This window comes from Bacillus sp. MMSF_3328, assembly GCF_030733525.1.
GTDB lineage: Bacteria > Bacillota > Bacilli > Bacillales > Cytobacillaceae > Bacillus_AB > Bacillus_AB infantis.
On the sequence record NZ_JASHIV010000029.1, the window covers coordinates 21,857 to 35,751 of the forward strand.

Annotated in this window: 12 protein-coding genes; 6 read left to right on the top strand and 6 right to left on the bottom strand. The window is 44.0% G+C overall.

Going from position 1 to position 13,895, the window contains the following annotated elements; genetic code table 11:
• Positions 1–580: 580 nt before the first annotated feature.
• Positions 581–1,036 (bottom strand): cupredoxin domain-containing protein, encoded by a 456-nt coding sequence (locus tag RBB45_RS24530; RefSeq protein ID WP_094769005.1) that lies wholly within the window; start codon positions 1,034–1,036, stop codon positions 581–583.
• 167 nt (positions 1,037–1,203) lie between these two features.
• On the opposite strand from RBB45_RS24530, the gene RBB45_RS24535 reads away from it, so the two are divergent.
• The 3 genes from RBB45_RS24535 (at position 1,204) to RBB45_RS24545 (ending at position 4,901) form a co-directional block, all read left to right on the top strand.
• On the top strand, positions 1,204–2,421 hold the full coding sequence (locus RBB45_RS24535) for a DHH family phosphoesterase (RefSeq protein WP_094769006.1): 1,218 nt from the start codon (positions 1,204–1,206) through the stop codon (positions 2,419–2,421).
• Positions 2,422–2,497: 76 nt separating this feature from the next.
• Positions 2,498–3,484: a glycine-rich domain-containing protein gene (locus RBB45_RS24540; protein ID WP_306010547.1), complete on the top strand. Its 987-nt coding sequence runs from the start codon at positions 2,498–2,500 to the stop codon at positions 3,482–3,484.
• Positions 3,485–3,737: 253 nt separating this feature from the next.
• Positions 3,738–4,901, top strand: coding sequence for a D-alanyl-D-alanine carboxypeptidase family protein (locus RBB45_RS24545; RefSeq protein ID WP_148949465.1), 1,164 nt, complete (start codon positions 3,738–3,740; stop codon positions 4,899–4,901).
• A gap of 67 nt (positions 4,902–4,968) precedes the next feature.
• Here the strand turns inward: RBB45_RS24545 and RBB45_RS24550 are convergent, their stop codons facing one another.
• A complete protein-coding gene (locus RBB45_RS24550) occupies positions 4,969–5,214 on the bottom strand; it encodes a YkuS family protein (protein ID WP_009793808.1) in 246 nt (81 codons plus the stop codon).
• A gap of 105 nt (positions 5,215–5,319) precedes the next feature.
• On the opposite strand from RBB45_RS24550, the gene RBB45_RS24555 reads away from it, so the two are divergent.
• A complete protein-coding gene (locus RBB45_RS24555) occupies positions 5,320–5,457 on the top strand; it encodes a YuzL family protein (RefSeq protein WP_009793809.1) in 138 nt (45 codons plus the stop codon).
• An 85-nt stretch (positions 5,458–5,542) separates the two neighbouring features.
• Here the strand turns inward: RBB45_RS24555 and RBB45_RS24560 are convergent, their stop codons facing one another.
• A complete protein-coding gene (locus RBB45_RS24560) occupies positions 5,543–7,162 on the bottom strand; it encodes an ABC-F family ATP-binding cassette domain-containing protein (protein WP_094769009.1) in 1,620 nt (539 codons plus the stop codon).
• Positions 7,163–7,471: 309 nt separating this feature from the next.
• Here RBB45_RS24560 and RBB45_RS24565 point away from each other — a divergent pair, with 309 nt between their 5' ends.
• Entirely contained in the window at positions 7,472–7,606 is a 135-nt protein-coding gene (locus RBB45_RS24565) for a hypothetical protein (RefSeq protein WP_009793811.1), read from the top strand.
• A gap of 168 nt (positions 7,607–7,774) precedes the next feature.
• Here RBB45_RS24565 and RBB45_RS24570 read toward each other — a convergent pair whose 3' ends face one another.
• Both RBB45_RS24570 and RBB45_RS24575 read right to left on the bottom strand, forming a co-directional pair.
• Complete coding sequence (locus tag RBB45_RS24570; protein WP_009793812.1) at positions 7,775–8,374, bottom strand: SCO family protein; 600 nt, start codon at positions 8,372–8,374, stop codon at positions 7,775–7,777.
• A gap of 200 nt (positions 8,375–8,574) precedes the next feature.
• Positions 8,575–10,059, bottom strand: a complete 1,485-nt coding sequence (locus RBB45_RS24575) for an aldehyde dehydrogenase family protein (protein WP_009793813.1) — start codon at positions 10,057–10,059, stop codon at positions 8,575–8,577.
• Positions 10,060–10,593: 534 nt separating this feature from the next.
• Here RBB45_RS24575 and RBB45_RS24580 point away from each other — a divergent pair.
• Positions 10,594–12,522 carry an endonuclease MutS2 gene (locus tag RBB45_RS24580; protein WP_306010548.1) on the top strand — a complete coding sequence of 643 codons (1,929 nt, stop codon included), beginning with the start codon at positions 10,594–10,596 and terminating at the stop codon, positions 12,520–12,522.
• Between the two features lie 50 nt (positions 12,523–12,572).
• Here RBB45_RS24580 and RBB45_RS24585 read toward each other — a convergent pair whose 3' ends face one another.
• A complete protein-coding gene (locus RBB45_RS24585) occupies positions 12,573–13,790 on the bottom strand; it encodes a NupC/NupG family nucleoside CNT transporter (protein ID WP_009793816.1) in 1,218 nt (405 codons plus the stop codon).
• Positions 13,791–13,895 lie beyond the last annotated feature (105 nt).

Consider the following 13,895-nt stretch of genomic DNA (forward strand, 5'->3'; position numbering starts at 1 on the left):
TCTGAATTGTGGAGTGTTTGCCAGGGGGTCTTAGTCGGCTGTACTAGTGCCCTCTGATTTGAAAATTGCTAGCCTGAGGGTCTTAGTCGGCTGTACTAGTGCCCTCTGATTTGAGAATTGCTAGCCTGAGGGTCTTAGTCGGCTGAACTAGTAACCTCTGATTTGAGAATTGCTAGCCAGGGGGTCTTAGTCGGGTGAACTAGTACTCTCTGATTTGAAAAATGCTAGCCAGAGGGTCTTAGTCAGCTGAACTAGTACCCTCTGATTTGAGAATTGCTAGCCAGAGGGTCTTAGTCGGCTGTACTGGATCTCGCTAATTTGTATAATACTTGCCAAAGTGTCTCATCTGGATGATATGAGGCACTCTGTTCCGTAAACTGCTTGCCAGAAGGTCTCAGAAAGAATCCGTGAAGCACTCCGGTCTTAGATTCTTAATTCCACACTAGTCTCCTCAAAAAACGCCGTTTGTTTAATCTAATAGGCACTCCGATATTCTTCCTTTCAAGCAGAAAAAACACAATGCCGGCGTATTCTATTCCCGAATCTGTCCACCCGCCATCAAAAGGTGCGGTGGTTCCTTTCAATCCACAACAATATACCCGATCATCGGCCCGTTGCTGTCTCTATCAGGATGGGTAAGGCAGACCAGGCGGTAAATGCCTTCTTTATCAATCTTGACCGGCACTGATGTTTCACCGCCTTTTTTCACGATCCCTTTTATATCAGTTCCTTCAATGATGAACGGATGTTCCATGCCGTTGATGCCGGAAATCTTTAAAACGACTTCTTCGCCTTCCTTGATGAAAATCGTTCCAGGATCCCAGCGGTATGCTTCAAGTTCCTTTCCATCAGGCAGCGTCGCCTTGAATTCGCCTGTGACCATGTGTATTTCTCTTGGAGCCGCCGCTGCTTTATCCTGGCTGAATACACTTATGCTGTCCTTGCCCAGCAAAAACCAGCCTGTTGCCGACACGACAGCTGCCAGCAGAACCAGTGCGAAAATAACGGTACTTCTTTTTAAAACTAAAAATGGCATATACAGATCCCCCTTTGAATTGATCTATATTAAAGATATGCCAGGGGGGCGGGGGAACTTGTCTTATTCCACAAAATATTTTTAATTTTTGTTCCAGCTGGGTAAAAGGCATAAAACAGGAAAGTTTCACCACACTATTCAGGACAACATTTTTGGCGAGGTGTAGTATGTACCGATTATTTACACATAATGATCTTGATGGGATAGGCTGCGGAATATTAGCAAAGCTTGCATATGGTGACAAGGCAGAGGTCCGCTATAATTCGGTCTCCGGATTGGATATACAGATAAGCCGTCATTTGGACCGGCTGAAAAACAAAGAAAAGAAACAGGATATACTGCTGATCACAGATTTATCTGTTAATGAAGAAAATGAACAGCGGCTAAGCCAGCTGCAGAAGGAGGGAGGCTCCGTGCAGCTGATCGATCACCATAAATCCGCTCTGCATCTGAACAGCAGCAGCTGGGCGAGTGTAACCGTGGAATATGATGACGGACGGCTTGCTTCTGCAACGTCCCTGTTTTTCGATTATCTGATCAAGAAAGACCACATAACCCCAACAGAAGCGCTTAAAGAATTTGTAGAGCTCGTCAGGCAATATGATACATGGGAATGGGACCAGAACGGGAACATGAAGGCAAAACAGCTGAATGATCTCTTTTTCCTTCTTTCCATTGAAGAATTTGAAGAGAAGATGCTCGACCGGCTGAGAGATAGCGCGTCATTCGAGTTTGATGAATTTGAGAAAAAACTTCTCGAAATGGAAGAAGACAAGATTGAACGTTATATGAGAAGAAAAAAGCGGGAAATCGTCCAGGCTTTTATAGGGGAGCATTGTGCGGGAATTGTCCACGCAGAGTCTTACCACTCCGAGCTTGGCAATGAGCTTGGAAAGGAATTCCCTCACCTGGACTATATTGCCCTGCTCAGCATAGGCGGAAAAAGGATAAGCTACAGGACCATCCATGATCATATCGATGTTTCAGAAATAGCAGGAAGGTTCGGAGGCGGCGGGCATGCCAAAGCATCAGGCAGCAGCATGACTGAAGAGGCATTTTCCCTTTTTGTGAAAGACGTTTTTTCAGAAGACCCCATTAAGGGTGACGCCTATAAAAATGAACATAATCACAAAGAATCCGGCTCAGGCTCTCTTTATGAGAACAGAAAGGGAGATCATTTCCTCATCTTCAAGGACAACGACTCATGGAAAATTGATGTGAATGGCCGAACAGCAGGGGAAGAATATGACAGCTTTACGGCTGCGGAACATGACCTCAAAAGGAACCATTCCGCCTGGCTGGCCAGAGACGAAAATTTCATCGATTATTTAAAAGATTTCTTCCTTGAAGCAAAACTGAATTCCAGCAAGGGAAACCGCCATTGATAATATGGCGGTTTTTTCCTGTAAAAAACATGCATGACAGAATATAATGGTAGTATCAGTCATAAGGAGGGGGAGAATGGCAGGTTTCATTGTATTTATCATCGTTTTCGTATTCATCTTTGGTATGGCGGTTTCTATCATCAGCGGCAATAAAGGAAAAAGGCGTCCGAGGCTGTATGCGGATAAATTGCCTGAAGGGCTTGGCATCGAAAAAGATGCGGCCAAACCGCTTGCACAGCATTTAGAAAAAGCAATGTCTGACGGATTTCAGTCCAATATAAAAAATAGAATGCTGAAAGAGCATCCTTCCTGGTCGGAAAAGCATTTTGACTGGGTATTCTTTGAGCTTAAAAGATTCTTTGTGCTAAGCAGCATCTTAAAATCGGTGCCGATGTTCAGTGGGAAAGTGGATGCAGTCTGGCATGAGATGCTTATGTTCACAAGAGATTATGAAGATTTCTCGAAAAAGTTCTACAACAGCTTTTTGCACCACACACCCAATATGGAGATAGTTCCCATCCCAGGGGAAAGAGCCTTTTTCGACTGGGTCTACCTTCAGGTCTTTTCTCCGGCAAGAAACAGCCGCTTGATTTGGGGAGAATTTTTGAGAACACCGATTGAGCAGGGCATTTTGCATGATTTCAGAACCAAATCTGAAGGAGAGCTTCTAGCAAAGTATTTCAGGGATGGAGAAGCTGCAAGAGAAATTCAGCTTTATCTGATCCGGCAGCTCAAAAATGATATCAGGGAAGCAGAAATGACTTTCAGCAAAAATGAAAAAAAGCCATTCACGCGGATTTCTTCTTCACATGATATGAGCATGCTTCTTCCGGCAGCCGTATTTTTCTCGATATATGAGCATGATGATTATTCATCACATATTGAAGAGGTGCTTCCTGTAGAAATGATGAAGAGCGGGTATGCGGGTGCGACCTCTTGTTCCGGTTTTGCCTGCAGCACTGATCATGATTCAGATTCCGGCAGCTGTTCAGGGGGGGCGAACTGTTCGGGCGGATCCAGCTGCTCAAGCTGCGGAGGAGGAGGCGGCTGCGGGGGAAGCTAGACCTTTGCAGCCCTGGATAAAAAGTGTTTTTAAACTAAATATGCAGCTTTTAAAAAAGCACACTGTTTGAAGCCATGGTTAATAGATGGCTTTTCAATTTGGCCGGCTATATACCCAGCCTCAACATTCACCAAACCTGTTATTTTTCATTTTTGTAACAATTCATAAACAAGCCCATTTGCCGCAAAATATTTTGGTACAATCAAAATTAGGGAATTTAGCACTATCAAAATCAGCAAATGGAGATTGACAGATGAAGAAATTTTTATCCGCTTTAATGGTTTTCATGCTTACTGTACACGCCGGACAGAGCGCTGTCGCAAAAGAAGAAAAAGAACCTGCCATAGTGAGTGAGGCTGCGGTTTTAATTGATTCGCAATCAAATGCTATTTTATACAGCAAAAATGGATCTGACCGGATGTATCCAGCCAGCCTGACAAAGATTGCCACCGCTATTTATGCTATAAAAAAAGGAAATCTGGATGACATGGTGACTGTCAGCAGGAGTGCTGTTGAAACAGAAGGGACTAAGGTTTATTTAGAAGAAGGCGAGAAGACAACGCTCAGGCATCTGATCGAGGGGATGCTGATAAACTCAGGGAATGATGCTGCTGCAGCTATTGCCGAGCATATTGACGGAAATATAGAAGAGTATGAGAGAAATTTGAACACATTCCTGGAAAAAGAAGTGCATGTCCATAATACCCATTTTACAAATCCGCACGGCTTGTTTGATGAAAGGCATTATACGACAGCTGAAGACATGGCTCTTATTACCAGCTATGCCTTGAAAAACAATACCTTCAGAACGATTTACGGGACAAAAGAGCTCGCATGGGATGGAGAAAGCTGGGATACAACGATATTTACCCACCATCGGATGCTAAAAGGGGAAGTGCCATATACCGGGATAACCGGCGGAAAGACAGGGTTTGTGAACGAAAGCAAGCAGACGCTGGCCACTTCCGCAGAAAACGGAAAAATCCAGCTGACTGCCATCGTCATGAAAGCAGATTTCAAGAGGGATATCTATAATGATACAAAAACCTTATTTGACTACGGCTTCAGCCGTTTCAAGTCTTCTGTGATCAGCAAAGAAACTTCCTTTCAAAAAGGGGACCAGATTTATTTTAGCGGAAAAGACCGCTTTGTCACATTACCGCTGAATCATTTTGAAAAAATCGTCACAGAAGAAGGCCTTTTGAAAATCGTTGATGGAAGCGGAAAACTGATTCAAATCTTCCCCCTCGAGCCGGAGGCCGTAAAAGCTGCAGGTCCTTCTGAAGCGGTCCAGGCACAGGAAATGGAGGAGACACCGGTTAAGTCAGGGGTCTTTTACATGGTATTTGTGCTTTTACTGGCTTCTCTTTACATTATGTCACGGAAACTATACCGCAGAATCAAACAAAGGCATTGAATCAGCTGATTCAATGCCTTTTTATAAAAGAAAAGACTAAAGAGTAACCTTTAGTCTTCTGCGCCATTTATTGAAGCCTTGATTCAACCTGCTGGCAAACTTCATCTGCCGATAACCCGTTTGCCTCGATGACTGAAGATTGTGTGAAAGTATCCTGCATCCCCATAACATTGGAGTCCAGTCCTGTCACTACACAGCAGGAGCAATTCTGGGCATCCTCCTGAGTTTTCATGTCAATTACATCATAACCTTTCGCACGGAGTGCCTCCTGGATATTGGTAAGAGATTGTTCTACCGCAATACGTTTCGCCATAACTTACACCTCCTCTGAATGTTATGATGCCTGAAAGAGCGTGGTCTTATTCCCATGAATGAGATGGGACTTGGGAGTTAAAAGTAATAAACGGAGGTGTTTAAGATGGCCAAACATAAAAAAGATCCTTCCAAAACCGGCTTAAGCTCGCCTGAAGTTGAGGGACAGGGCACGACCAATAATGAAACAGGCAGGTTCAAAGCTGATTCAGCAAGAAAAAAGACAAAAAAACAAGATGTCTGACCCCTGAAAATCTTAGCCTGATACTAAACCGGAACTTGATCAGGAATAAGAAAAACCAGGAAAGCAGTGCTTTCCTGGTTCACTTTTATTTATACATTTCAGCTACCTGTTTTTGCAGGTCTGTGTTTTCCAAGTATTCATCATAAGTCATTTGCTTATCAACAGTGCCGTTCGGAGTGATTTCAATGATCCGGTTTGCAATGGTCTGGATGAACTGATGGTCATGAGAAGCGAAGATCATGGAACCTTTGTAGCTGGTCAATCCGTTATTCAATGCTGTGATAGATTCAAGATCCAAATGGTTTGTCGGCTCATCAAGAAGAAGCACATTCGCACCGCTCAGCATCATCTTTGAAAGCATGCAGCGGACTTTTTCTCCACCAGAAAGCACGCTGGCTTTTTTCAGCACTTCTTCGCCTGAGAACAGCATTCTGCCAAGGAATCCGCGCAGGAAGCTTTCACTCTCATCCTGAGGGGAGAATTGGCGCAGCCAGTCAACAAGGTTAAGTTCGCTGTTTTCAAAATACTGCGAGTTGTCTTTAGGGAAATACGCCTGTGAAGTCGTGATGCCCCATTTAAATGAACCGCTGTCCGGTTCCATTTCTCCGGTAAGGATTTTGAACAATGCCGTTTTTGCAATTTCATCTGTACCGACAAGTGCAATTTTATCGTCTTTATTCATAATGAAGCTGACATTGTCGAGCACCTTGACACCGTCGATCGTCTTGCTGATACTGTCTACCCTTAAAAGATCATTTCCGATCTCGCGCTCCGGCGTGAATCCAACATAAGGATAACGGCGGGAAGAAGGCTTGATATCATCAAGGGAGATCTTATCGAGCAGCTTTTTCCGGGAAGTTGCCTGCTTGGATTTTGATGCATTTGCACTAAAACGGGCAATAAAGCTTTGCAGCTCTTTGATTTTTTCTTCTTTTTTCTTATTTGCATCAGATGCCATCCTGGAAGCCAGCTGGCTTGATTCATACCAGAAATCATAGTTCCCGACATAAACCTGGATTTTTCCGAAATCAAGATCGGCAATATGCGTACAAACTTTATTAAGGAAGTGCCTGTCATGGGAAACGACAATGACTGTGTTTTCGAAGTTGATCAGGAACTCCTCAAGCCAGCGGATTGCTTTGATATCCAAGTGGTTTGTAGGCTCATCTAGCAGAAGGACATCAGGCTTGCCAAATAGAGCCTGTGCAAGCAGGACTTTTACTTTATCTGATCCTGTAAGATCTTCCATCTTTTTATTATGGAGCTCTTCGCCAATTCCAAGGCCTTTAAGCAGGATGGCCGCTTCAGATTCAGCTTCCCAGCCGTTCAGTTCAGCAAATTCACCTTCCAGCTCAGCTGCCTTCATTCCATCTTCATCAGAGAAATCAGCTTTCATATAGATGGCGTCTTTTTCCTGCATAACCTGGTATAGGCGGGCATGGCCCATGATGACCGTCGTAAGTACCTCATGCTCCTCATACTCATAGTGGTTCTGCTTTAATACTGCAAGACGTTCTCCTGGGCCAAGTGATACATTACCCGTCTGGGACTCGATTTCTCCAGAGAGGATTTTCAGGAATGTCGACTTCCCGGCACCATTGGCGCCGATAAGGCCATAGCAGTTACCGGGATTGAATTTAATATTAACATCTTCGAACAGCTTCCTGTCGCCATAACGAAGACCTACGTTGCTGACAGTTATCATATAGGTTTGATTCCTCCAAAAAAAACAATATCGTAAGAATTATAACACTTTCAGCGTCCAAGAGCGAATCTTTCCAACAGGTGCCTATGAAAAGAAAAAGGTAGAATAAGAAGAAAGGCAAGAGAAAAAGTTTCAGCTGAGAAGAAATGGGAAATAGATAGAGTAAATCAGCTGACTCAGAATGCGTGCCAATTTTTTATAAATAAAATTATCAAAAATTATTCACATTTAATTTGCCGAATGTCATAGTTTTTTCATATTTTTCATGTAAAATGAAAACATACAGGCAAAACAAAGGAGTTTTTTGACATGGCTAAAAAGCAGCTCGTCGATTTAGTTAACCGTTTGAAAAAATCCGGCATAAAGATAAGCTTCACTAAGCCAAAATCTGACTACCTGCTGCACATTAACCAGGCCGGAAAGATATCTTCCTCCACGAACTGAGACTAGAGAGGTACAGGAGACAGGCACATATACAGCTGTCTCCTGTTGTGCAGCCTGAAGAACATAAGAAACATACGAATGAATATACATACAAAAGGCTGACCTGCCTCTCCGGCAGTCAGCCTTTTTCGTGCTTAAGAAAAAATCCAGGCCGTGGGAACCCTGGATTTACAGCTCCTTCAAAATCTTCTTATATACTTCTTTTCTATCAAAACTTTCACCCATTGGGAACTTTTTAATATATTTATTGTCTTTATCCAGGAGATAAACATAGGTGCTGTGCACATAGAAGCCATCCCCGGGATCACGGTACTGAAACTGGAAGGCATTGGCGAGCTCCTGTATTTCCTGCTGGTCTTCTTTCATGCTGTCTCGATCTCCAGTCAGGAACACCCAGTTCCCGTCTTTATTAATTTCAAAAGTGTCCATATACTTACTCAGCACTTCAGGTGTGTCGCGATAAGGGTCAATGGTTACTGTCATGAATTTTACTTTATTGCCAAAAACATGATCTTTCTCCAGATCGCTTCTGAGCATATTCATTTTTTGTGTTGTTGTGGGACAGATATCAGGACAATGGGTATAGATAAATTCAACTAATGTTAAGGTCTGTCCACGCTCGCTGAAATCATAGGTTTCACCATTTTCATTAATCAATGATAGATCTTCAGGAATTTCTGCTGAATGATCCCTGATGACAAAAAAAGCAATCCCTGCAGAAATCCCGGCAATAATAAGGATAGAGCTGATCCAATAAAGTTTCTTCATTTCGTTCCCTCCCACTTAAGAATAGGGAAGAGAAGGAAAAAATGACATGGATATTATGTGAAATTTTAAAAGCAGGAGCAAAAAAATATTCATCCGGCTCCGTGGCATATGGACAGCACTATCTGGGTGATTCGATAATTTCTCAAGTAGAGTTATAAAAGAAAAAAAGGAGCCCGCGGGCCCCTCTTTTAATGATTGGATCAGTTCATTCCGATCCAGACGCTCTTCACTTCTGTATAATTATTCAAAGCGTAGGATCCCATTTCCCGGCCCATGCCAGACTGTTTATAGCCGCCGAATGGGGAGGCTGCGTCAAAGGCATTATAGCAGTTGACCCAAACAGTTCCTGCCCTGAGCTGACTGGCGATATAATGGGCTTTGGAGACGTCCTTCGTCCAGACGCCCGCCGCCAGGCCGTATTCGCTGTTATTTGCCCTGGCAATCAGTTCATCAAGATCTTCATACGGCATCGCCGAGATGACAGGACCAAAGATTTCTTCTTTGGCAATCGTCATCTCATCACGTACATCGGCAAAGATAGTAGGGGAGACAAAATAACCTTCTTCATATGGCTTATTTCCGCCGACAAGCAGTTCCGCTCCTTCGCTGACGCCTTTTTCAATATATCCAAGGACCCTGTTCTGCTGTTCTGTTGAAACGAGAGGGCCGATCTGCGTATCAGCATGCAGGCCGGCACCCTGCTTGATCTTCTTGGCATGATCTACCATATCGGACACTACATTATCAAACTGCTTTTTCTGGATGAACACACGCGATCCTGCACAGCATACCTGGCCCTGGTTGAACATGACTCCGTTCAATGCGCCTGGGATGGCCTTTGTCATGTCGGCATCAGGAAGGATGATATTCGGCGACTTCCCGCCAAGTTCCAGCGTGACACGTTTCAGTGTCTTGGAAGCCCTTTGCATGATCATTTTTCCGACCTCTGTAGAACCGGTGAACGCGATCTTATCGACCAGAGGATGATCCACAAGCGGCTGGCCTGCTGTTTCACCAAAGCCGGGGACGATATTCACGACTCCTTCAGGGAAGCCCGCTTCCTGGATTAATTCTGCCAGATACAGAGCGGAGAGAGGTGTCTGCTCTGCCGGCTTGAGAACAACCGTACATCCTGTGGCGAGTGCCGCCCCAAGCTTCCACATTGCCATGAGGAGAGGGAAGTTCCAAGGGATGATCTGGCCGACCACTCCAACAGCCTCGTGGCGTGTATAGTTAAAGAATGGGCCGTTTACCGGAATTGTCTGTCCGACGATTTTTGTCGTCCAGCCCGCATAGTAGCGCATATGCTCAACAGCAAGCGGGATATCAGCTGCAGAGGTTTCCCTGATTGGCTTACCGTTGTCCAGGGTTTCAAGCTGTGCCAGCTCTTCTTTGTGTTCTTCCATTAAATCTGCGAGTTTATACATTAATCTGCTTCTTTTAGCGCTGCCCATCTTGGACCATTTTCCTTCATCAAATGCCTTCCTTGCAGCGAGCACGGCTCTATCAATGTCTTCAGGACCTGCTTCATACAGGGTCGCCAGAACTTCACCGGTAGCAGGGTTATAGCTTTCAAATGTTTTCTGAGAGGCGCTTTCCACGAATTCTCCATTAATGAAAAGCTTTTTCTTTCCGGCCAGGAACTTTTCTACTTTTTCCTTCAAATTAATTGTTAATTGGGTCATTGCAATTCCTCCCTGAAATTAATTTATGTAGCCAAAAGCCTATTTTGATAGCGCTTCCATAAACTATGTTAGCATTTACAGATTCTATTATTCAAATAAAAAGAGAACAAATTTTCAGATAGTTTTCGACAATATTCTTCTGCGCTTTTTGTCTATCCCTTCAAATTTCTGATAAAAAGAAAAATTCTATTTACTTCTGTGGCCTCCCTTGTATATGATTATATTGTATTAAATAATTTGTTCAGCAAAAGGGGTATGTTGTATGTTAGGTGCCGTTCTTAACTAAACCGTTAATCAAATACGGTCATTCCGGGGCTCTTTCTTAAAAGATTAAGGAAGGGAACTTTTATTTAAGTGTGCCCATGGAATAGAGTTAAGAACTCGGTCATAGCCTGCAGCATTTTCTATCAGTGGAAAGCTGTGTTCTTTGAGCACAGCTTTTTTGAATACTGATATATGCTGAATCCTATTTTTGGGAGCCGCAATGATATAGTTCATTGCGGCTTTTTGTATTGATAAAAAGGAGGAAAAAAATTGAATTCACACACTTATGAGTCTTTAGATTTCCATGTGGTAAAAGAAAATGCGGCTCAATTCGCTTTGACGGAAGGAGGAAGAAAAAAGATACTCAGCATGGAGCCATCCTTTCTAAAAGGCCAGATCGATGCACTGGCAGACGAAACTGCTGAGGCAGCTGCAATTCTTAAAACCGGAAGCAGTGTTCCCATCGGCAGTATGAAAGGGGTTGAAGCCCTGCTGTCATCATTCCACAAAGGAATTGTGCTGCGGGTAGAACAGCTTAGCAGGCTATATGAATTTCTGCAATCCTGCAAGAAGCTTAAGAAGTATATGAAAGACAAGTCTAACCTTGCTCCAAGAATATCTTCCTATATACTCTCTGTTGACGAGCTGCCTTTCCTTGCAGAAGAACTAATGCGCTGCATCCGGAATGGGGGGATAGATGACCATGCCAGCAAGGACCTCCTGAAGATCCGCAAACAGATTGCTATCCAGGAAGAAAGGCTTAAGGAAAAATTGAACCAGATCCTGAAATCAGCTAAATATAAAGAGGTTTTGCAGGAGGGGGTAGTCAGCCAGAGGAATGGCCGGTATGTGGTGCCGGTAAAGAAGGAATACAGGTATAAGATCAAAGGGTCAGTACTGGACAGAAGTGCTTCAGGTTCAACCCTTTTTATTGAACATGAAGAAATCGGAGCACACCAGGACCAGCTGAATTGGCTGCATTCAGATGAAGAGTCGGAAATCCTGAACATTCTCTTGTACTTGACAGGGCTGGCGGAGGATAAGCATGAAGAAATCAAGCTGGCGGCCGAGACAATGATCCATTATGATATCGTTTTTGCAAAGGGAAAATACGGGCTGGCGATTGAGGGCATCCCAGTTTGTTTTCAGGATGATCAGTCTTTCCGCCTCCTTGATGCCAGACATCCTTCGCTGGGGAGCTCAGCAGTCCCTCTAACTATAGAGCTTGGACAGAGCGGAACTACAGCCCTTGTGATAACGGGACCGAATACAGGAGGCAAAACAGTTGCCATCAAAACGGTCGGCCTGCTCGTCCTGATGGCTCAATGCGGTCTGCTTCTCCCGGTTTCCCAGGGAAGCTCAATGGGCATATTCCAGAAGATCCTGGTTGATATAGGGGACGGCCAAAGCATTGAAGAAAACTTAAGCACCTTCAGCTCCCGGATAAAAAATATAGGCGAAATCTTAGAAGAATCCACTGCTGACTCCCTGGTGCTTCTGGATGAACTTGGCTCAGGCACTGACCCGGGGGAGGGAATGGGGCTGGCAGCAGCTATTCTGGAGCAGCTGCACAGGAAAGGAGCTGCTATCCTGGCAACAACGCACTATAAAGAGATCAAATCTTTTGCAGAGCATCATGAAGGCTTTATAAATGGAAGCATGGAATTTGATCTTGCCACCTTAAAGCCAACATACAGGCTGAAAATAGGAGAGTCAGGAGAAAGCCAGGCATTTGCCATCGCTTTAAAGCTTGGAATCCATCCGAAGCTGATTGAAAGGGCCCATTACTATTCATACGGGATAGAGAAGAGCTATCCACAGGAACTTTCAGATGATACAGCAAAGAAAAAGATGGAGAGGCAAATATTTGTTCAGAAGCACGAAAAGAAAAGAGAGAAGACAGCAAAAATAGAAAAGCCTGCCGCCTTTAAAACAGGTGACAATGTACTCTATACAAGTACAGGTGAACTGGGGATTATTTATAAAGGACCAGACAGCCGGGATCAATATATTGTGCAAATTAAAGGAGAGAAAAAGGAGATCAACTCTAAAAGACTCAAGCTGTATATTAAGGCAGAGGAGCTATATCCGGAAGAATATGATTTTTCCATCATATTTGATACAAAAGAGAATCGGAAAGTTCTGAAGCAGATGGGTAAGAAGCATGTAAAAGGTTTAAGTGCAGATGCTGATGATTAACATATAAAAAGAAAGGAAAGAAGCGAAGTGCTTCTTTCCTTTTTGCATACTTACAAAAGCATTCCTGCAATTGCTGCGCTCAGCAATGAAGCCAGCGCACCTGCTACGACTGCTTTGAATCCGAGTTTAGCGATATCGCCTCTCCGGTCGGGAGCCAGGTTTCCAAGACCGCCAAGAAGGATGGCCATGGATGAAATATTGGCAAATCCGCATAGAGCGAAGCTGATGATGGCTGAAGTTTTTTCAGACAGATTCCCGATTTCAGGGGCAAAGGAAGAATAGGCCACAAATTCATTCAGAACAAGCTTTTGACCGATATATCCCCCAGCCTGAACCGCTTCTGACCACGGAACACCCACCGCAAATGCAATTGGCGAGAATACATAGCCGAGAATCATTTCAAGAGACAGATTGTCTGCACCGAATAGCCCGCCGGCAAAGCCGATCAATCCGTTAATCATAGCAACAAGCGCTATGAACGCCAAAAGCATGGCACCGATATTCAATGCAAGCTGAAGGCCGACACTGGCGCCTTTTGCGGCTGCATCTACTACATTGACAGATTCTGTATCTTTCTCAATAGTAATCTCTTTATCTGTCTGTGATTGTTCTGTTTCCGGAATCATGATCTTTGCTAATACCAGGCCTGCAGGAGCAGCCATGAAGCTGGCAGCAAGGAGATATTCCAGCGGCACCCCCAGCAGGGAGTAACCGATAAGGACTGAACCTGCAACTGAAGCAAGTCCGCCCGTCATGACAGCGAATAATTCCGACCGGGTCATCTTACTGATGAATGGACGGACGATGAGAGGAGCTTCTGTCTGGCCCACAAAAATATTTGCTGCTGCAGAAATGGATTCTGCCTTGCTTGTCCCCAGCAGTTTTGAAAGTCCTCCGCCGATAATCTTGATAACCCACTGCATGACACCAATGTAATAAAGAACAGAGATTAAAGATGAGAAGAATATGACAGTCGGCAGAACCTGAAAGGCAAATACCATCCCGATATTCGTTCCATCGGCAAACAGGCCGCCAAACAGGAAGTTGATTCCTTCGTTCGCATAGCCTACGATATTGTTCACCGTTTCAGTGAGCATCTCTAGTGCTTTTTTCCCCGCATTCCATTTTAAAACAGCAAAAGCAAAGATAAGCTGTATGGCAAGTCCGCCAGCTATCGTCCTTAGATTGATCGCTTTTCTGTTTGAAGAGAAGAGAAGTGCGATTCCAAGAACGACTGCAATCCCAAATAGTCCCCAAAGTAAATTCATCAGTTCCACCCCTTAACAACTAATAGTAATCTCTAGCTTATAAAAATCTTCATAAACGTCTTCCAAATGTTGTATGAGAACAGACGTCAGACATCCAACTAATTT

Excerpts from the sequence above, each read along its gene's own strand:
- RBB45_RS24530 (WP_094769005.1), bottom strand. The coding sequence starts at position 1,036 with ATGCCATTTTTAGTTTTAAAAAGAAGTACCGTTATTTTCGCACTGGTT.
- RBB45_RS24535 (WP_094769006.1), top strand. The coding sequence starts at position 1,204 with ATGTACCGATTATTTACACATAATGATCTTGATGGGATAGGCTGCGGA.
- RBB45_RS24540 (WP_306010547.1), top strand. The coding sequence starts at position 2,498 with ATGGCAGGTTTCATTGTATTTATCATCGTTTTCGTATTCATCTTTGGT.
- RBB45_RS24545 (WP_148949465.1), top strand. The coding sequence starts at position 3,738 with ATGAAGAAATTTTTATCCGCTTTAATGGTTTTCATGCTTACTGTACAC.
- RBB45_RS24550 (WP_009793808.1), bottom strand. The coding sequence starts at position 5,214 with ATGGCGAAACGTATTGCGGTAGAACAATCTCTTACCAATATCCAGGAG.
- RBB45_RS24555 (WP_009793809.1), top strand. The coding sequence starts at position 5,320 with ATGGCCAAACATAAAAAAGATCCTTCCAAAACCGGCTTAAGCTCGCCT.
- RBB45_RS24560 (WP_094769009.1), bottom strand. The coding sequence starts at position 7,162 with ATGATAACTGTCAGCAACGTAGGTCTTCGTTATGGCGACAGGAAGCTG.
- RBB45_RS24565 (WP_009793811.1), top strand. The coding sequence starts at position 7,472 with ATGGCTAAAAAGCAGCTCGTCGATTTAGTTAACCGTTTGAAAAAATCC.
- RBB45_RS24570 (WP_009793812.1), bottom strand. The coding sequence starts at position 8,374 with ATGAAGAAACTTTATTGGATCAGCTCTATCCTTATTATTGCCGGGATT.
- RBB45_RS24575 (WP_009793813.1), bottom strand. The coding sequence starts at position 10,059 with ATGACCCAATTAACAATTAATTTGAAGGAAAAAGTAGAAAAGTTCCTG.
- RBB45_RS24585 (WP_009793816.1), bottom strand. The coding sequence starts at position 13,790 with ATGAATTTACTTTGGGGACTATTTGGGATTGCAGTCGTTCTTGGAATC.